Origin of the sequence: Streptomyces sp. NPDC058671 (genome assembly GCF_042716475.1) — a bacterium.
Taxonomy (GTDB): domain Bacteria; phylum Actinomycetota; class Actinomycetes; order Streptomycetales; family Streptomycetaceae; genus Streptomyces.
In genome coordinates this window covers 70,294-87,061 of sequence record NZ_JBHXSA010000006.1, presented here as the reverse complement: position 1 = coordinate 87,061, position 16,768 = coordinate 70,294, and the positions used below count along the sequence as shown (strand labels likewise).

Here is a 16,768-nt window from a genome sequence, read left to right as displayed (position 1 = left end):
CGTCGGGATCCGCCGTGCCGGACTCAGGTCTTCCTGCGGAACTTCGTCACCGCCAGCGGGGCCGTGAGGAGCGTGATGACGAACGCCCAGCCGAGGGTCATCCACACGGAGTGGGCGACCGGACCGCCGTTGATCAGGTTCCGTGCGGCGTCGGCGAGGTTCGACAGCGGGTTGTAGTCGGTGAAGGCCTTCAGCCAGCCGGGCATCGACGTGGGCGGCGCGAAGATCGACGAACCGAACTGCAGGGGCATCAGGACCAGCATGGCCATGCCCTGGACGGCCTGCGCGGTCTTCATGGTGAGACCGAGCAGGATGAAGATCCACATCAGCGACGCCCCGAAGACCATCGACAGACCGATGGCGGCGAGGAGGTGGAAGAACGAGGTGTGGATCTCCATGCCGAGCAGGAAGCCCATGCCGAGCAGGATCGCGGTGGCGATCAGCATCCGGCCGACCTCGACGACGATCTTCGCGATCAGGACGGAGGACCGGGCGATCGGCATCGTCCGGAACCGGTCCATGACCCCCTTCTTGAAGTCGTCGTTGATGCCCACGCCGACGGCCATGGCGATGTTCATGCCCATCATCGCCATCAGGCCCGGGGTCACGTAGTTGACATAGACCTCGTTGTTGCCCTTGCCGGCGATGGCGCCGCCGAAGACGTACACGAACAGCAGGATGAAGATGATCGGCATCAGGACGGCGTCGAACATCGACTCCGGGTCCTGCTTGATCTGCAGGGCGTTGCGCCGGGCCAGGGCGCCGATGTGGCGCAGATTGCCCCGGAGGCCGATCCGGCCCTCGTCGACGGGAGCGCGCCGCGTCGAGGCCGCACCCGGACCGGGGGCGTCGACGGGGGACTTGGTGACCGTGGTCGTGCTCACGCGGCGACCTCCTCGTTGATCGCGTCGGACAGGTCGGAATCGGCGGTCTTCTGGCCCGTGATCGCCAGGAACACCTCGTCCAGGCTGGGCAGATGGGTGCCGATGTGCGCCAGGCCGAAGCCGCGCGCTCCGAGCAGGCCCACGACGGCCGTCAGCTGCTGGTCGGTGAGGATCGGCACGTACAGCGCGCCCTCGTCGGGCACGACCGTCGCGCCGGCGACACCGTCGAGCCCGGTCTCGCGGAGCGCGGCGGCCATCGCCGACAGCTGCCCCGGGTCCACCGGGCGGACCTTCAGGGTCCGGCCGCCGACCTTGGCCTTCAGCTCGTCGACCCCGCCCTTGGCGATGACCTTGCCCCGGTCGATGACGGTCAGCTCGCTCGCGAGCTGCTCCGCCTCCTCCATGTACTGGGTGGTGAGGAGGACGGTGACGCCCTCGGACACCATCCGCTGGACCTCGTCCCACACCTCGTTACGCGTGCGCGGGTCGAGGCCGGTGGTCGGCTCGTCCAGGTAGAGGACGGCCGGCTGCCCGATCATCGAGGCGGCGAGGTCGAGCCGTCGGCGCATACCGCCGGAGTAGGTCATCGCGGCCCGCTTGGCGGAGTCGGTGAGGGAGAAGCGCTCCAGCATCTCGTCGGCCCGGCGGCGGGCGTCGGCACGGGAGAGATCGAGCAGCCGCCCGATCATGTACAGGTTCTCCCAGCCGGACAGCTTCTCGTCCACCGAGGCGTACTGCCCGGTGAGCCCTATGGTGCGGCGCAGCTGGCGGGGGTGCTTCACCACGTCGTACCCGGCGACCGTGGCCGTCCCCGAGTCCGGGACGAGGAGCGTGGACAGACAGCGTACGAGCGTGGTCTTCCCGGCGCCGTTGGGGCCGAGCACCCCGAGGACCGTGCCCTCCCGTACGTCGAGGTCGACCCCGTCGAGGGCCTTGGTGGCGCCGAAGTGCTTCACGAGGCCCCGGACCTCGACGGCGTTGGTGTGTGATCGCGTCATGGGCACCACTACACCAGGTGCCACCGACAATCCCCCTACAGACGACCGACAGCCCGCCGATGGGGGATGTCGGCGGGCTGTCGGGTGGTGCCGCGGTGGCCGGTGGACCGGGCGGTACCCGGCGGATCAGGACCTAGTGGAAGGTGTGCTCCTCGGCAGGGAACGCCCCGCCGCTGACGTCCTCCGCGAAGGCGCGCGCGGCGTCGCCGAGCGTCTCGCGGAGGTTGGCGTACTGCTTGGTGAAGCGCGGGACCTTGCCGCCGGTCAGACCGGCCATGTCGGTCCAGACGAGGACCTGGGCGTCGGTGCCGGCGCCCGCGCCGATGCCGATGGTCGGGATGTGCAGCGAGCGGGTGACCTCGGCGGCCAGCTCGGCCGGTACGAGCTCCAGGACGACCGCGAACGCGCCCGCGTCCTGCGCCGCCTTCGCGTCGCGGAGCAGCCTGTGCGCGGCCTCGTCGGAGCGGCCCTGCACCCGGTAGCCCATGGTGTTCACGGACTGCGGGGTGAGGCCCAGGTGGGACATGACGGGGATGCCCGCCTGGACGAGCAGCTCGGTCTGCGGCAGCGAGCGCTCGCCGCCCTCCAGCTTGATCGCGCCGACACCGGCGTCCTTGACCAGCCGGGTGGCGTTGCGCAGGGCCTGGACCGGCCCCTCCTGGTACGAGCCGAAGGGGAGGTCGCCGACGACGAGGGCGCGCCGGGTGCCCCGGACGACGGCGGCGGAGAGCAGCGTCATCTCGTCCATGGTGACGGGCACGGTGGTGTCGTAGCCGAGGTGACAGTTGCCCATGGAGTCGCCCACGAGGATCACCGGGATGCCGGCCTCGTCGAAGACGGAGGCGGTCATCGCGTCGTAGGCGGTGAGCATCGGCCACTTCTCGCCGCGGGTCTTGGCCGCGGCGATGTCGTGGACGGTGATGCGGCGCGTGCCCTTGCCGCCGTACAGCGCCTTGCTGCTGTCGGCGGGCGTCTTCTGGGCAGCCTGAAGCGTCATGATGAAGCTCCTCGTGTCATCTCGAGGCGCCCTGACGGCGTCCCCGGACCACATCCATGGTGGCACTTCGCCGGGCGGCCGGGGAAGTGGGCCGCAGTGGCGCTGTTCACACCGGCGCGTCGCCCCCCGCCGGGTCCCCCGTCGAATGTGCGCGTTCTGTCACAGCCCGCCCGCCCGCGCCACCCGCAGGAACCCGCCACGCCACCGCTGTCGTCCTTCGGGGCGTACGCGTGACCCGTCATCCCCTAGTGTCGACGTCGGGTCACGGAGCAGGACCGGCACGGCAGCAAGGCAGTGAGGACGGACGATGGCGCGGGTGGACATGACGGAGACCGAGCAGGGCGGCCAGGGGAACGAACGCTCCGGTTCCCGCTTCCGGACCACCCTCGACGGGCTCCGCCACGACCGCGGGATCTGGCGCCGCGGCATCCTGCTCGCCCTGTGCGCGGTGGGCCTCACGCTGCTGATGGTCCTCCACGCCGACATCCCCAACCGGATCGGCAACCTGGGCAGCCTGACCGAGACGTTCCTGCCCTGGCTCGGCCTGTTCCTGCCGCTGCTGCTCGTCCTGGCCCTGCTGCGCCGTTCGGCGACCGCGCTGATCGCCCTGCTGCTGCCGGCCGTGGTGTGGCTCAATCTTTTCGGCGGGCTCGTCGCCGACAAGTCCGCCGAGGGCGGTGACCTGACCGTCGCCACCCACAACGTGAACGCCCACAACCCGGACCCCGAGGGCACGGCCCGCCTGCTCGCCGCCTCCGGCGCCGACGTGCTGGCCCTGGAGGAACTGAAGGGCGACGTGGTCCCGGCGTACGAGCGCGGTCTCGCGGAGACGTACCCGTACCACTCCGTCCAGGGCACGGTCGGCCTGTGGAGCAAGCTGCCGCTGCGCGCCGCGCAGCCCGTCGACATCCGGATGGGCTGGACCCGTGCCATGCGGGCCACCGTCGTCACCCCGAAGGGCGAGGTGGCCGTGTACGTCGCCCACCTGCCGTCCGTGCGGGTCAAGATGAACGCCGGGTTCACCGCCAACCAGCGTGACCTCAGCGCCGACGCCCTCGGTGAGGCCATCTCCGACGACCCCCACGAGCGGCTCGTCCTCCTCGGGGACCTCAACGGCACCATGAACGACCGCGCGCTCAACGCCGTCACCTCCCAGCTCCGCTCCACCCAGGGCGCCGCCGGCGACGGCTTCGGCTTCAGCTGGCCGGCCTCCTTCCCCATGGCCCGCATCGACCAGATCATGGTCAAGGGCGTCGAGCCGATGTCGTCCTGGGCCCTCCCGGAGACGGAGAGCGACCACCTTCCGATCGCCGCCCGCGTGAAGCTCGACGCCGCGTAGGGCCCTCTTCCCTCCGCCCCTCGATCCGCCGGCCTGACCCGGGGCCCCCGGCGGCCGCCGGGAAGAAAGCACCTGAGAGTCTTTGTTCCGATGAAGAACTAACTTCCGGAAAGGCTCTCCCATGCCCCTGGCGCTGCTCGCGCTCGCCGTGTCCGCCTTCGGCATCGGCACCACCGAGTTCGTCATGATGGGCCTGCTCCCGCAGGTCGCGGACGACCTCGGCACCTCCGTCCCCACCGCCGGACACCTCGTCTCGGCGTACGCGATCGGCGTCGTCGTCGGCGCCCCGCTGCTGACCGCCCTCGGCTCCCGCATCCCCCGCAAGCGGATGCTGCTCCTCCTGATGGTCCTCTTCACGGTCGGCAACCTCGCATCCGCCCTCGCCCCCGGCTTCGGCTGGCTGATCGCCGGCCGGGTCCTCGCCGGGCTCCCGCACGGCGCGTTCTTCGGCCTCGGCGCGGTCGTCGCCGCCCGGCTCGTGCGCGAGGACCGGCAGGCGCGGGCGGTGGCCACCATGTTCCTCGGCCTCACCGTCGCCAACATCCTCGGCGTACCGGCCGCCACCCTGCTCGGACAGCACCTCGGCTGGCGGGCCACCTTCCTCGTCGTCTCCGTCATCGGCCTGGTCGCCGTCGCCGCGCTCGCCCGGCTCGTGCCGCACGTCCCCGTGGACGGACGGCAGGGCCTCGGCCGCGAGGTGCGTGCCCTCGGCCGCCCCCAGGTGCTCCTCGGGCTCCTCACCGCCGTCTTCGGCTTCGCGGGCGTCTTCGCCGTCTACGCGTACCTGGCCTCCATGACCACCGAGGTCATGGGCTTCGGCGACTCCACCGTCACGATCGTCCTCGCCCTCTTCGGCCTCGGCATGACCGGCGGCGCGCTCGCCGCGGGCCCGCTGACCGACCGGGCCCTGCGCCCCACGCTGTACGGCTCGCTCACCGCCCTCGTCCTGGCCCTGGTCGCCTTCCGCTTCACCGTCCACGTGCCCTGGCTCGCCCTGGTCACGGTCGTGGTGCTCGGCGCGGTCGGCTTCATGACGACCACCCCGCTCCAGATGCTCGTCATGAACAAGGCCAAGGACGCGCCCACGCTCGCCTCCGCGTCCAACCACTCCGCCTTCAACCTGGCGAACGCGGGCGGCGCCTGGGCCGGCGGTGCCGCCGTCGCCGCCGGCTGGGGCTGGACCTCGCCGACCCTCGTCGGCGCGGGGCTCACGGTGGTGGGCCTCGCCGTCGCGGCGGTGGCGGGTCTGCTCGACCGCGACGGCGGTACGGGGAAGGGGTCGTCCCGCGTGGTCGCGCAGGGCTCGACCGGACAGGGCCCGGTCGTGCAGGACCCGGCCGCGCGGGGCCCGGTCGGACAGGGCCCGGTCGCGCGGAGGCCCTTCCCGGGTGACCCGCAGGTCAGCTCGTCGGCGTCTCCCGCCAGCGGTTCGTGATCGGCAGCCGGCGGTCCTTGCCGAAGCCCTTCGCCGAGATCTTCGTACCCGGCGGATACTGGCGCCGCTTGTACTCCGCCGTGTCCACCATCCGCAGCGTCCGCGTCACGAGCCCCTCGTCGAACCCGGCGGCCACGATCGCGTCCCGGCCCCGGTCCTGGTCCACGTACAGCGCGAGGATCGCGTCCAGGACGTCGTAGTCCGGCAGCGAGTCCGTGTCGACCTGACCGGGGCGCAGCTCGGCGCTGGGCGGCTTGGTGATCGAACTCTCCGGGATCGGCGGGGTCTGACCGCGCTCCTCGGCCGCCCGGTTCCGCCAGCGCGCGAGCCGGAACACGGTCGACTTGTAGACGTCCTTGATGGGCCCGAACGCGCCGACGGAGTCGCCGTACAGCGTCGAATAGCCCACGGCCAGCTCGGACTTGTTGCCCGGCGCGAGGACGAGGTGGCCCTCCTGGTTGGAGATCGCCATCAGCGTCGTCCCGCGCAGCCGCGACTGGAGGTTCTCCTCCGCGAGACCGGTGAGACCGAGCGAGCCCATGTACGCGTCGACCATCGGCTCGATCGACACGGTGCGGAAGTGCAGCCCCGTGCGGCGGGCCAGTTCGGCCGCGTCGCCGCGCGAGTGGTCGGAGGAGTACTTCGAGGGCATGGACACCCCGTACACGTGCTCCGCGCCCAGCGCGTCGCAGGCGACGGCCGCGACGAGGGCCGAGTCGATACCGCCGGAGAGGCCGACGAGCACCGAGCGGAAACCGTTCTTCGCGACATACGCCCGCACCCCGATCACCAGGGCCGAGTACACCTCCTCGTCGTCGTCGAGCCGGTGGGCGTACCCGCCCGTCAGCTCCGGCTCGTAGGCGGGCAGCGGCTTGTCGGAGAGCACCACCCGGTCGATCCGCAGCCCGTCGTCGACCAGCCCCTCGGGCGCGTCCGCCGAGGCCGCCGGCAGGTCCAGATCGACGATCACGCTGCCCTCGACGAACTGCGGTGCCCTCGCGATCACCTCCCCTTCCGCGTCCACGACGATCGAGTCCCCGTCGAAGACCAGCTCGTCCTGACCGCCCGTCATGGCCAGATAGGCCGTGACGCAACCGGCCTCCCGGGCCCGCGCGCTGACCAGTTCGAGACGGGTGTCGTCCTTGTCCCGCTCGTACGGGGAGGCGTTGACCGACAGGAGCAGCCCGGCCGCCGCACTGCGCGTCGCCGGCACCCGGCCACCCTCCTGCCACAGGTCCTCGCAGATCGCCAGAGCCACGTCGACGCCGTGGACGCGGACGACCGGCAGGGTGTCGCCCTGCACGAAGTAGCGGTACTCGTCGAAGACCCCGTAGTTGGGGAGGTGGTGCTTGGCGAAGCGCAGCACCACCTCGCCGCCGTGCAGCACGGCGGCGGCGTTCTCCGGGGAACCGGCCGGCCTGCCGAGCCTCGGCTCGGCCCGCTCGGAGCGGTCCAGGTAGCCGACGACGACCGGAAGCTCGCCGAACCCCTCGTCCGCGAGCCGACGGGCGAGACCGCGCAGGGCGGCGCGGGACGCCTCGACGAAGGAGGAGCGCAGCGCGAGGTCCTCGACGGGGTATCCGGTCAGCGCCATCTCGGGGAACGCGACGAGATGCGCGCCCTGCCCGGCGGCGTGCCGGGTCCAGTGCACGATCGCCTCGGCGTTCCCGGCGATGTCTCCGACGGTCGAGTCGATCTGATTGAGGGCGAGGCGTAGTTGAGGCACCCGCCCAGTGTAATCGTCAGACCGACGCTATGTCCTGGGATCCCCGCCTTGCCTCAGCTGGCCGGCCGCCCTCGGCCTGCCGGTCCGCCGCCTGGCCGTACGCCACGACCCGGGGCCCGCCGCTCGTCCGCCGCGTCCACCGGTCCGCCGCGTCCACCGGTCCGCCGCTGGGCCGTACGCCACGACCCGGGGCCCGCCGCTCGTCCGCCGCGTCCACCGCAGCTCACGCGTGCTGGGCAACGTCCTCCTGGAGAACGCCCGTCACGGAGCCGTCGCGCCGGACTCCGCGACCTGCGCGACCGCCACCCCCTCCCGCCGGACCTCCCCGTCACCGTCCTCGCCGTCCCCGACGGCTCCGCCCGCTGGGGACGGCGCCGACGCGCGCTTGCCCGGCGGCTCGGCCCCCTCTACGAGGCGGCCGTGCCGTCGGGCCGTCCGGTCGTGCCGGCCGCCCGGACGCGGTGGCCCGTGCGGTCCCGCACCCGGTCAGGAATCGGCGTAGACGCTCGTGCAGAACGCCTTGATCTGCTCGTCCGACAGGTGCTGGGCCAGGTCGGCCTCGCTGATCATGCCGACGAGCCGCTTGTCCTCGATGACGGGCAGGCGCCGGATCTGATGACTCTGCATCTCCTCCAGGACGGCGCCCACGTCCGCGCCGGCCTCGACCCAGCGCGGGGTGCCCTTCGCCATCTCGCCGCAGGTGATCCTGGACGGGTCGTGACCCATGGCCACGCAGCCGATCACGATGTCGCGGTCCGTGAGGATGCCGCAGAGCCGTTCGTTCTCGTCGGCGATGGGCAGCGCGCCCACGTTGAGGTCGCGCATCAGCTGCGCGGCGCGGTCGAGCGTCTCGTGTGCCGGGATCCACTGGGCCCCGGGGTGCATGATGTCCTTCGCCGTGGTCATGAGGTGCGTACCTTTCGTCGAACGCGGTCACACGTACATCCCCGAGCAGACCCATTCTCGGCGCACGGCAAGGCCCCCGCGACCGCAAGGGTCACGGGGGCCGAAGGCCCACCGGCGGTGTCGGCCGCCCTCAGGCGCCGGCGCCACGCTTCCGCAGCATGTCCGCCATCAGCAGGATCTCGGACTCCTGCGCGGCGACCATGCCCTGGGCGAGACCGCGCTCGACGTCCACGGTGCACTTCTGGACACAGCCCTCGGCCATGTGGACCCCGCCCCTGTGGTGCTCGGTCATGAGCTTCAGGTAGAGGACCTCGGCCTCGCGGCCTTCGGCCTTCCGCAGCTCGTCCAGCTGCGCGTCGGTCGCCATGCCCGGCATGAGCGCCCCGTCGAGCGGACCGGTGTCAGCGGAGCCGCCCATGCCCATCCAGGCCATCGGCTCGACACCGGACTCGACCTTGGGCAGCGCCCACAGATCGAGCCAGCCGAGCATCATGCCCCGCTGGTTGGCCTGGGTGTTGGCGATGTCGTAGGCGAGGCGGCGCACCTCCTCGTCCCGGGTGCGGTCCCGGACGATGAACGACATCTCGACGGCCTGCTGGTGGTGGACGGACATGTCCCGGGCGAACCCGGCGTCCGCCGACGCGGTGGAGGGCGTACGCGGTGCCTCCTCGCGCTCGGCGGAGGCGACGGTGACGGCGCCCCCGGCGAAGAGGAGGGCGAGCGCGACGGCGGTGACCGCCGCCCACCGCGTCCGGTCCGGCCGCCGGGCCGGGGAGGACGTCAGGATGTCCTCGTCCTCGCTCACTGGTCGAGCCCGCCGGTGCAGGCCGCGCCGGGCTCGGGGGTCTGCGGGCCCTGGACGTACTTGGTGAAGAAGGCGTCGATGCGCGGGTCCTCGGCGTTGTCGACGGTCACCTGCTTGCCCCAGGCGGACAGCATGATGCCGCCGGCCTGGTCGTCGACCGGGCTCATCAGCGTGTACTTCGTCTTGCCGACCTTCTCCTCCAGCGACTTCACGTCGGCGGCGGCGGCCTTCTTGCTGTACGTCACCCAGACGGCGCCGTGCTCCAGCGAGTGCACGGCGTTCACCTCGGGGATGGCCTTCTTGTAGACCACGCCGTCGCAGTTCATCCAGGCCGGGTGGTGGTCGCCGCCGACCGGCGGCTTCATCTCGTACTTCACGGCCGTCTCGACGTGGTTGCGGCCGAGCTTCGCGGCGTCCCAGGACTTCTCGGCGGTGATGGGGGCCTTCGCGGCGGCGTCCTTGCGGTCCTGCTCGTCGGACTTCTTCATCAGTACGAAGGTGCCGAAGCCGACGAGACCGAGGACGACGACCCCGGAGACGCCGATGGTGATCAGACGGTTGCGGCGCTCACGGGCCTGCTCGGCGCGGCGCATCTCCTCTATTCGGGCGCGGCGGTCGGCGTTGGCGGAGCGGTTGGCGGCCATGGTGATGTCGTCCTTCGTCAGGGGGGTGGGGTGGAGTTCGGGAGTGGACGTGCGGGGCGGGACGCCCACCGCCGCTACGTCCGGAGAACTTGAAGGACGTGCAGGTCCGGCGCGCGCGGCCGGGCGCAGGAACGGTGCGCCGGCCCGTCGTCGGACGGCGGATCGAGACGCGGGAGCCCGCCCACCGCGTGCGGCGGCGGGTCGAGCGGGGGCGCGCTGAGCACCGCGGGGGAGAGGGAGGGGAAGAGGGAGCAGCCGCCCCGGTCGTACGGGCAGACGTACTCGCTCCCGGTGGCGGTGACCGCCCGCGCGGTCACGGCGGCACCGGTCCCGGCAGGAGTGACCGTCCGCCCGTCGGGCCGCGCGTCGGCGTCGTGATGACCGTCGGGCCCGGCGCCCAGACAGAAGAAGAGCGCGGCGAGGAGCGTCGCCACGGCACTCACCAGTGCCATGGGACGCGCGCGTCGGGACGGGCGTACGAGCCCTGTGGCCCCCATGGGCGCAGATCGTAGTGGGCGCGGGGCCTTCGTGGGCCGAACGGGGTACCACTCGGTACCGAAGAGGAAGGCCCCGTCGAGCGGACGGACTCCCCGGTCCGCCCCCTCCCGCGTTACCTGAGTCACACCGGAGCAGGCACTATGGGTGTGCAACGTGCGCGAAACCATGTGGTGGGATGCTCAGGTGCCCCCCGATGTACCCGAGGCGGTGGGAGCAGGCGGCCTGACCAGCGAGGATGGGTGTGGAAATGGACAAGCAGCAGGAATTCGTGCTCCGTACGCTCGAGGAGCGCGACATCCGCTTCGTACGTCTGTGGTTCACCGACGTGCTCGGCTTCCTCAAGTCGGTGGCCGTGGCGCCCGCCGAACTGGAGCAGGCCTTCGACGAGGGCATCGGTTTCGACGGTTCCGCGATCGAGGGCTTCGCCCGCGTCTACGAATCGGACATGATCGCCAAGCCGGACCCGGGAACCTTCCAGATCCTGCCGTGGCGCGCCGAGGCCCCCGGCACGGCGCGGATGTTCTGCGACATCCTGATGCCGGACGGCTCGCCGTCCTTCGCGGACCCGCGCTACGTCCTGAAGCGGGCCCTGGCCAAGACCTCGGACCTGGGCTTCACCTTCTACACCCACCCCGAGATCGAGTTCTTCCTCCTGAAGGACAAGCCGCTCGACGGCTCGCGGCCGACGCCCGCGGACAACTCGGGCTACTTCGACCACACCCCGCAGAACGTGGGCATGGACTTCCGCCGCCAGGCGATCACCATGCTCGAATCGATGGGCATCTCGGTGGAGTTCAGCCACCACGAGGGCGCCCCCGGCCAGCAGGAGATCGACCTCCGCTACGCCGACGCCCTCTCCACGGCCGACAACATCATGACCTTCCGCCTCGTCATGAAGCAGGTCGCGCTCGAACAGGGCGTCCAGGCGACCTTCATGCCGAAGCCGTTCTCGGACTACCCGGGCTCGGGCATGCACACCCACCTGTCCCTCTTCGAGGGCGACCGGAACGCGTTCTACGAGTCGGGCGCCGAGTACCAGCTCTCGAAGGTCGGCCGCTCCTTCATCGCGGGCCTCCTGAAGCACGCGGGCGAGATCTCGGCCGTCACCAACCAGTGGGTCAACTCGTACAAGCGCATCTGGGGCGGCTCGTCCCGCACGGCAGGCTCGGGCGGCGAGGCCCCCTCGTACATCTGCTGGGGCCACAACAACCGCTCCGCTCTCATCCGCGTCCCCATGTACAAGCCGGGCAAGACGGGTTCCTCCCGCGTCGAGGTCCGCTCCATCGACTCGGGCGCCAACCCGTACCTGACGTACGCGGTCCTCCTCGCCGCCGGCCTCAAGGGCATCGAAGAGGGCTACGAACTCCCGGCCGGCGCCGACGACGACGTCTGGGCCCTCTCCGACTCGGAACGCCGGGCGATGGGCATCGAACCGCTCCCGCAGAACCTGGGCGAGGCGATCTCCCTGATGGAGAAGAGCGAACTGGTCGCGGAGACCCTCGGCGAGCACGTCTTCGACTTCTTCCTCCGCAACAAGAAGCAGGAGTGGGAGGAGTACCGCTCCGAGGTCACCGCCTTCGAGCTCCGCAAGAACCTGCCGGTGCTGTAAGCGCAGGTCAGAGCTGGTAGAGCCTGGAACTGACGATCAGGGCCGACGGTGGTTGCACCGTCGGCCCTGAGTCGTCTCACGCGGCCTGGGCCGTCTCTGGGCCGTCGGACGCCGAACCGGCGCCTCCGTAAAGCCCGTCCACGGCCCGGCGGGCACGCCCGTCGCTGCTCGGCATGAGGTGCGTGTAGACCCGGAGCGTGAACCCGGGGTCGCCGTGGCCCAGGTAGGTGCTGAGCGCCTTGATGTTCTCGCCGGCGTCCAGGAGAACGGAGGCGTAGAAGTGCCTCAGCGCGTGCATGCCGTGCTCGCGGGCAGCCTGGTGGCGTTCACCCTCCTTGGGCTCCGGAATGACGCCGGCCTGGACGAGTGCGAACTTCCACACGCGGGTGTTGAAGTCGGTCCGTCGAACGGCCCCGCCGCCCGTGAGGGAGAAGAACAGCCGCTTGGTGACGAGCGGCCCGTCAGGCTTCAACCAGGGCAGGGAAACGTCGACTGGCGGGAATTCCTCGGCGTGCTTGCGGAGAATCCGTGCGACCTGGCGGGGGAGCGGGACGTCTCGCTCCTTTCCACGCTTCGGTGGGCCGAAGACCAGGTGACCATTGACGACCTTCACCTGATTCGCGACGTGGAGCCATCCCGTGTCGAACCTGACGTGCTCCTCGCCCAGGCCGAAGATCTCGCCCTGACGGAGACCGCAGCCGCCACCGATGTCGACCATCGCCTGATAGCGCTTCGGGAGCGCCGAGCGAATGGCGAACACCCGCTCCGACGTCCACGGCCTCACGCGGGGCGGGGTCGCCGCCGGCGGCCGGACGGAGCGGGACTTGCAGGGATTCTTGGCGAGCAGGTCGTCATCCACGGCCGCGGCGAGAACGGCCGAGACGCTGGCGAAGATGACGCGCCGGTAGGAGGACACGGGCAGCGCGTTCTCCAGCGCCGCGAGCCACTCGCGGATGTGCTCGGGGCGGAACGAGTCGATCGGTCGAGTCCCGAGATACGGGAACGCGTGAAGCCGAATGTGCACGCCTACAGTCGTGCGTGTCGTCGGGTCCGTGGTCTGGGAGGCGAGCCACTTCTCGCCGTACTGCCGGAACGTGATCCGGCTGGCATTGGGGGCGATGTACTGGCCCCGCGACATGTCGGCCTCGGTGTTGGAGAGCCACTTCTCGGCGAGGCGCTTCTGTTTGTCGGGAAAGCTCTTGGACTTCTCGGTTCCGTCCGGGCCGATGTAGCGGGCGCGGTAGCGCATGCCGGTGCCGTAGCGCTCGGACTTGACCCGACATTCCTTGCCGTCGGGGGCGATCTCGGTCTTGTACCAACGGTCTTGGATGTGGCCGGCCATGGGTGGCTGTGGATCCCTTCGGGTGTACGGGAGGGCCCATGCCGCCTCTGTGAGGGCGGCACGGGCCGGTGTCGGGTCTGTCAGGCGGCGGCGTCGAGCTCGCTCTGCTGGGTGACCCACGTCCGGACGGCGAGGGGGTCGTAGCGGACGTGTCGGCCGACTCGGAACCCGGGCGGGCCGGTGCGCTGCTTGCGCCAGTGGTAGACGGTTTCCAGGGGCACGCCGAAGAGTTCAGCGATGTCGTCGGGCGTGAGGTAGCGGTCGGGGAGTCCGGCTCGGAGGGTGGTGACGGCGGATGCCATGGGTGGCTCTCCTGTCGAATGTGTCCGAGGTGGGGATTTCTTCGTCATCGCGTCATTCGCGTCACTCGGGCGTCTGACCTGCGGGTTTCAGTGACGCAGGGGTCTTCGCTCTGCGTCATTGGTGACGCAGACGTGCGTCACCTCGGTGACGCGGGTGACGCGGAATGACGCAGACTTTTGCGTCTGCGTCACCGCCGTTGCAGCAGGTCAGGTGCCGTTGTGGGCCGTCCGTGACACAGGTGACGCAGCGTTTCTCTCTTAGGAAAAAGAGAGGGTGGTGTCTGTTGCTGTGCGTGCCTTAGAGAGAAGAGGGAGCCGCTGCGCGGCGCGTTCCTTGCAGCGGCGGCACGCCGCCGAAGAACAAGAGGAGCACCACCCCGGCGGGGGCGGGGCCGTGCTCCTCTTGCTTGTGCGGCGGCCCGTGTGGCGCGGTCTAGAACATCCCGGCCTGCTTATCGGGCGAGGGGAGCGGCGGGCGGGTCATTTCGATGTAGCGGGCGGTTTTGGTGCGGCCCCAGTCAATGACGACGCCGCGTGCGGCGAGGACGGGCTGGAGGCGCTTGAGTCGGTCGGAGAGGACCTTGCCGGTGGCGGGCCATCCCTTGGGCGCGACGCGGAGCCCTTCGCGCGTGTAGAGCTGGGTGAGGGCGTGCAGCCACTCGGACGACGTCATCCGCACGTCCGCGCCCGGCTCGATGCCGGCGGCGTGCTCGAGGACGGTCTGTGCGAGCACGTCGCCTTCGATGACGTCGTCGTTGAGGTCGTCCAGGCTGGCCCGGTAGGCGTCCAGCGCCCCGAACCCGGTGGCGGTGTCGAGTTGGGCGCAGAGGTGGGCGAAGTCGGCCATGCGCAGGTCGGTGGGGATCTGGGCCTGGGATGCGCGGACCTTGACGGTGAGGTCGAGCAGGGAGCCAAGGATGATCGGGAGGATCTCCTCGAACTCCGCCCACAGTTCCGCCTCGGTGCGCCGGATGCGGGGGCGCTCCAGGCGGAGGGGGAGGAGGCGTTCGGCGAGGTCGGGGCGGATGACGCCGACGTCGATGCCGGTCAGGAGCAGGGGCTTGCGGTAGCGGGAGCGGACGACGTCGCCGTCGGTGAACAGGGCCCGCTTGATGGTCTCGGCGCCGGTGACGATGCAGCACATCAGGTCCGAGAGGTCCGGTCCGAGGTGGGAGAGGTTGTCCAGGGCGGTGACCCATCCGGCGGCGACGGCGGCGATGAGGTTCTCCTCGTCCTTCGGGGCGCGGCGCAGGTCGCTGCTCATGCCCTCGATGATCCGCAGGAGCATCCGGGCGCCGGTGGACTTGCCCGCGCCCTGGGGGCCGGTGAGGAACGGGGCGGGGACGGGCACGGACGGGCCCAGGCAGCCGATGAGCCAGGCGATGGCCAGGCTCTCCGTCTGAGCGTTGGCGAAGTTGCACAGCCTCATCAGGAGGTCGATGCCCTTGCCGTTGGTGTCCTTGGCCGGCAAGGGCAGTTCCCCGGTGAGCTGGGTGCGGCGCCAGCACACTTCCTGCGGGTCGGGGGTGAGGATGTCCCAGCCGGTGGGGTGGATGCGGACGGACTTGCCGTCGTCGCGGCCGAGGTCGAGCCAAGTGGCGCCGTCGAAGCCGGGGGCGACGCGGATGTGGACGGGCTGTACCTGCTCGGTGATGGCCAGTGCCTCGATCAAGTCGAGTGCCTCCTTGAGTGCGGTTCCGTTGAAGACGCCGTAGCCGTCCTTGAACAGGCCGACCATGAGTTCCTGGCGGTGGCTCCCGGTCGTGCCCTGGGAGCGGATGGGGCGGGCGACGGGGTGGCTGTTGCGCTGGGCGTAGACGGTGCCGTCGGCGGTGCGGAAGTACCGGAAGTGCTCTTGCGCGTAGATGGAGATGACTTCGCGGGCGGGGTTCTTCTCGTCCTCGGACATCGCTACATCCCCAGAGCCGTGCGGGCGTTGGACCAGGCGACCTCGCAGTGCCGCGGGGACTCCCCCTTGGCCTGCGCGGCGGTGAACAGGCGCCCGATGTGGGTCTCGGTGAGGCAGCCGCACCGGCCGTGTACGGAGAGCACCGCGAGGAACGTCCGGTACACGGTGGCGTGGACAGTGCTGGGCGCGTCGGTGATGCGCTGCTCGGCCATCGTGATGCCGCGTTCCAGGTAGGCGGGCGTCCGGTGGCGACACTCCCCGCCCCCGCCGGGCGCCGGCACGGTGACGGTTCGGGGCGTCGGCCGGACGGTCGTGGGCTTCTTCTCAGCGAGTGCGCGGACGGCTTGCGTGAGTACGGCGAGGGTGCCGGTGCCGGGGCCGAGCCAGCGGGCGTAGGACATCGAGGACTTGATGTCGACGCCGGGCCGGACGGCGTTCACGGAGCGCATAGTGCCCCTGTAGATCCAGTGTTCGCCTCGTGTCGTGGGGACCGTCGTCGTGGGCGGGAGGTTGATGCGGGCCCAGGCAACCGCCTCAGCGTTGTCGAGGTCGACGACGGTGACGTGGGCGCCGCCGGGGTGGTAGCCGATGGTTCGGGCGCGGCGCCACGTCGCCGTCCACTGCGGTGAGGCGAGGATGGCGGGGTCGGTGGTGGCGGCGGCCCAGCCGTGGCACGGCCACGGGCAGACGCACGGCCCGGAGACGGCCATATTCGGCCGTCCGCCACAGGCGAGGTCGTTGCAGACGCGGCAGTTGCCGAAGGGGCGCTTGTCGGCTCGCAGGGGCAGGACCGGCAGTCCCATCTCGGCGAGGCCGAGGGCGGTGGTGGGGATCGTGTTCACGCGGTCCCCACGTGCTCTCGTCGGATGCGGTTCGCATGGGTCATGCTGGGTGTCTCCAGTTCGTCGTGAGCGGTCTGGACGTGAGGGCGGCCCCGGTCTTTGGCGAGATGGGGGGCCGCCCTTCTTGCTGTGGTGGGTCAGAGGTTGGAGAGGGCGTCGGCGAGGGAGGCGGTGAGGCGGTTGATGGGTTCGGCGGCGCCGGTGGAGGCGAGGAGGAAGCCGAACATGGCGGCCGTGAAGGCGGAGCCGGGGCCGAGTTCCTTGGACCGCAGGAGGAAGAACAGGGCGATGCCGAACAGCAGGATGAGCGAGACCGTGACGACCATCGGGTGGTGTCTCCCCGGGAGGCTGTAGGCCCTAGATCCGGGCCTGAGAGGGTCCGGAAGGAGGCCGGGCAGGCCCCCTTTACCGGCATTACCTTGCAGGTCAGAGGCCCTTACCGCCCCCATGACCGGGGTAAAGGGCCCCCTCTACTTCACGGCCCCTCCAGGCATGTGCCGGAGGGGCCGTTCGTGGGGTGGTGATCGGGGGG

The 16,768-nt window shown here is 70.7% G+C and carries 16 protein-coding genes; 3 read left to right on the top strand and 13 right to left on the bottom strand.

Going from position 1 to position 16,768, the window contains the following annotated elements:
- Positions 1-23: 23 nt before the first annotated feature.
- The 3 genes from ACFWV2_RS09505 to panB all read right to left on the bottom strand — a co-directional run bounded on the left by ACFWV2_RS09505 (position 24) and on the right by panB (position 2,879).
- Positions 24-884: an ABC transporter permease gene (locus ACFWV2_RS09505; RefSeq protein ID WP_384404225.1), complete on the bottom strand. Its 861-nt coding sequence runs from the start codon at positions 882-884 to the stop codon at positions 24-26.
- Entirely contained in the window at positions 881-1,882 is a 1,002-nt protein-coding gene (locus ACFWV2_RS09500) for an ATP-binding cassette domain-containing protein (RefSeq protein WP_360783528.1), read from the bottom strand. Before ACFWV2_RS09500 ends, ACFWV2_RS09505 begins: the two co-directional genes overlap by 4 nt.
- 133 nt (positions 1,883-2,015) lie before the next feature.
- Positions 2,016-2,879: a 3-methyl-2-oxobutanoate hydroxymethyltransferase gene (panB, locus tag ACFWV2_RS09495; RefSeq protein WP_360783525.1), complete on the bottom strand. Its 864-nt coding sequence runs from the start codon at positions 2,877-2,879 to the stop codon at positions 2,016-2,018.
- Positions 2,880-3,186: 307 nt separating this feature from the next.
- On the opposite strand from panB, the gene ACFWV2_RS09490 reads away from it, so the two are divergent.
- Together ACFWV2_RS09490 and ACFWV2_RS09485 are read left to right on the top strand one after the other, a co-directional pair.
- A complete protein-coding gene (locus tag ACFWV2_RS09490; protein WP_384404220.1) occupies positions 3,187-4,218 on the top strand; it encodes an endonuclease/exonuclease/phosphatase family protein in 1,032 nt (343 codons plus the stop codon).
- 121 nt (positions 4,219-4,339) lie between these two features.
- A complete protein-coding gene (locus ACFWV2_RS09485; RefSeq protein ID WP_384404217.1) occupies positions 4,340-5,653 on the top strand; it encodes an MFS transporter in 1,314 nt (437 codons plus the stop codon).
- Here ACFWV2_RS09485 and ACFWV2_RS09480 read toward each other — a convergent pair.
- The 5 genes from ACFWV2_RS09480 to ACFWV2_RS09460 all read right to left on the bottom strand — a co-directional run bounded on the left by ACFWV2_RS09480 (position 5,619) and on the right by ACFWV2_RS09460 (position 10,186).
- Positions 5,619-7,379 carry an NAD+ synthase gene (locus ACFWV2_RS09480; RefSeq protein WP_384404214.1) on the bottom strand — a complete coding sequence of 587 codons (1,761 nt, stop codon included), beginning with the start codon at positions 7,377-7,379 and terminating at the stop codon, positions 5,619-5,621. The two genes, ACFWV2_RS09485 and ACFWV2_RS09480, sit on opposite strands and share 35 nt — an antisense overlap.
- 486 nt (positions 7,380-7,865) lie before the next feature.
- Positions 7,866-8,285, bottom strand: coding sequence for a CBS domain-containing protein (locus ACFWV2_RS09475; protein WP_384404210.1), 420 nt, complete (start codon positions 8,283-8,285; stop codon positions 7,866-7,868).
- Positions 8,286-8,415: 130 nt separating this feature from the next.
- Complete coding sequence (locus ACFWV2_RS09470; RefSeq protein ID WP_384404649.1) at positions 8,416-9,069, bottom strand: DUF305 domain-containing protein; 654 nt, start codon at positions 9,067-9,069, stop codon at positions 8,416-8,418.
- Between the two features lie 17 nt (positions 9,070-9,086).
- Positions 9,087-9,734 (bottom strand): DUF3105 domain-containing protein, encoded by a 648-nt coding sequence (locus ACFWV2_RS09465; protein WP_384404647.1) that lies wholly within the window; start codon positions 9,732-9,734, stop codon positions 9,087-9,089.
- A 74-nt stretch (positions 9,735-9,808) separates the two neighbouring features.
- A complete protein-coding gene (locus ACFWV2_RS09460) occupies positions 9,809-10,186 on the bottom strand; it encodes a hypothetical protein (protein ID WP_384404645.1) in 378 nt (125 codons plus the stop codon).
- A gap of 293 nt (positions 10,187-10,479) precedes the next feature.
- Between ACFWV2_RS09460 and ACFWV2_RS09455 the strand changes: the two genes are divergently transcribed.
- Positions 10,480-11,841: a glutamine synthetase family protein gene (locus tag ACFWV2_RS09455; RefSeq protein WP_073806877.1), complete on the top strand. Its 1,362-nt coding sequence runs from the start codon at positions 10,480-10,482 to the stop codon at positions 11,839-11,841.
- Between the two features lie 76 nt (positions 11,842-11,917).
- On the opposite strand, the gene ACFWV2_RS09450 is transcribed toward ACFWV2_RS09455, so the two are convergent.
- From ACFWV2_RS09450 to ACFWV2_RS09430, 5 genes are all read right to left on the bottom strand, one after another.
- Complete coding sequence (locus tag ACFWV2_RS09450; RefSeq protein WP_384404207.1) at positions 11,918-13,183, bottom strand: tyrosine-type recombinase/integrase; 1,266 nt, start codon at positions 13,181-13,183, stop codon at positions 11,918-11,920.
- Positions 13,184-13,263: 80 nt separating this feature from the next.
- Entirely contained in the window at positions 13,264-13,485 is a 222-nt protein-coding gene (locus ACFWV2_RS09445; RefSeq protein ID WP_383050172.1) for a helix-turn-helix domain-containing protein, read from the bottom strand.
- 433 nt (positions 13,486-13,918) lie between these two features.
- Positions 13,919-15,394, bottom strand: a complete 1,476-nt coding sequence (locus tag ACFWV2_RS09440) for an ATP-binding protein (protein ID WP_384404204.1) — start codon at positions 15,392-15,394, stop codon at positions 13,919-13,921.
- A 2-nt stretch (positions 15,395-15,396) separates the two neighbouring features.
- Positions 15,397-16,236: a DNA primase gene (locus ACFWV2_RS09435; RefSeq protein ID WP_384404201.1), complete on the bottom strand. Its 840-nt coding sequence runs from the start codon at positions 16,234-16,236 to the stop codon at positions 15,397-15,399.
- A 137-nt stretch (positions 16,237-16,373) separates the two neighbouring features.
- Positions 16,374-16,562: a hypothetical protein gene (locus ACFWV2_RS09430; protein WP_266967392.1), complete on the bottom strand. Its 189-nt coding sequence runs from the start codon at positions 16,560-16,562 to the stop codon at positions 16,374-16,376.
- Between the last annotated feature and the right edge of the window lie 206 nt (positions 16,563-16,768).

What these genes read in the sequence shown, in the direction of transcription:
- ACFWV2_RS09500 (WP_360783528.1), bottom strand. Translation starts at nt 1,882, where the DNA reads ATGACGCGATCACACACCAACGCCGTCGAGGTCCGGGGCCTCGTGAAG.
- panB (WP_360783525.1), bottom strand. Translation starts at nt 2,879, where the DNA reads ATGACGCTTCAGGCTGCCCAGAAGACGCCCGCCGACAGCAGCAAGGCG.
- ACFWV2_RS09490 (WP_384404220.1), top strand. Translation starts at nt 3,187, where the DNA reads ATGGCGCGGGTGGACATGACGGAGACCGAGCAGGGCGGCCAGGGGAAC.
- ACFWV2_RS09485 (WP_384404217.1), top strand. Translation starts at nt 4,340, where the DNA reads ATGCCCCTGGCGCTGCTCGCGCTCGCCGTGTCCGCCTTCGGCATCGGC.
- ACFWV2_RS09475 (WP_384404210.1), bottom strand. Translation starts at nt 8,285, where the DNA reads ATGACCACGGCGAAGGACATCATGCACCCCGGGGCCCAGTGGATCCCG.
- ACFWV2_RS09465 (WP_384404647.1), bottom strand. Translation starts at nt 9,734, where the DNA reads ATGGCCGCCAACCGCTCCGCCAACGCCGACCGCCGCGCCCGAATAGAG.
- ACFWV2_RS09460 (WP_384404645.1), bottom strand. Translation starts at nt 10,186, where the DNA reads ATGGCACTGGTGAGTGCCGTGGCGACGCTCCTCGCCGCGCTCTTCTTC.
- ACFWV2_RS09455 (WP_073806877.1), top strand. Translation starts at nt 10,480, where the DNA reads ATGGACAAGCAGCAGGAATTCGTGCTCCGTACGCTCGAGGAGCGCGAC.
- ACFWV2_RS09450 (WP_384404207.1), bottom strand. Translation starts at nt 13,183, where the DNA reads ATGGCCGGCCACATCCAAGACCGTTGGTACAAGACCGAGATCGCCCCC.
- ACFWV2_RS09445 (WP_383050172.1), bottom strand. Translation starts at nt 13,485, where the DNA reads ATGGCATCCGCCGTCACCACCCTCCGAGCCGGACTCCCCGACCGCTAC.
- ACFWV2_RS09440 (WP_384404204.1), bottom strand. Translation starts at nt 15,394, where the DNA reads ATGTCCGAGGACGAGAAGAACCCCGCCCGCGAAGTCATCTCCATCTAC.
- ACFWV2_RS09430 (WP_266967392.1), bottom strand. Translation starts at nt 16,562, where the DNA reads ATGGTCGTCACGGTCTCGCTCATCCTGCTGTTCGGCATCGCCCTGTTC.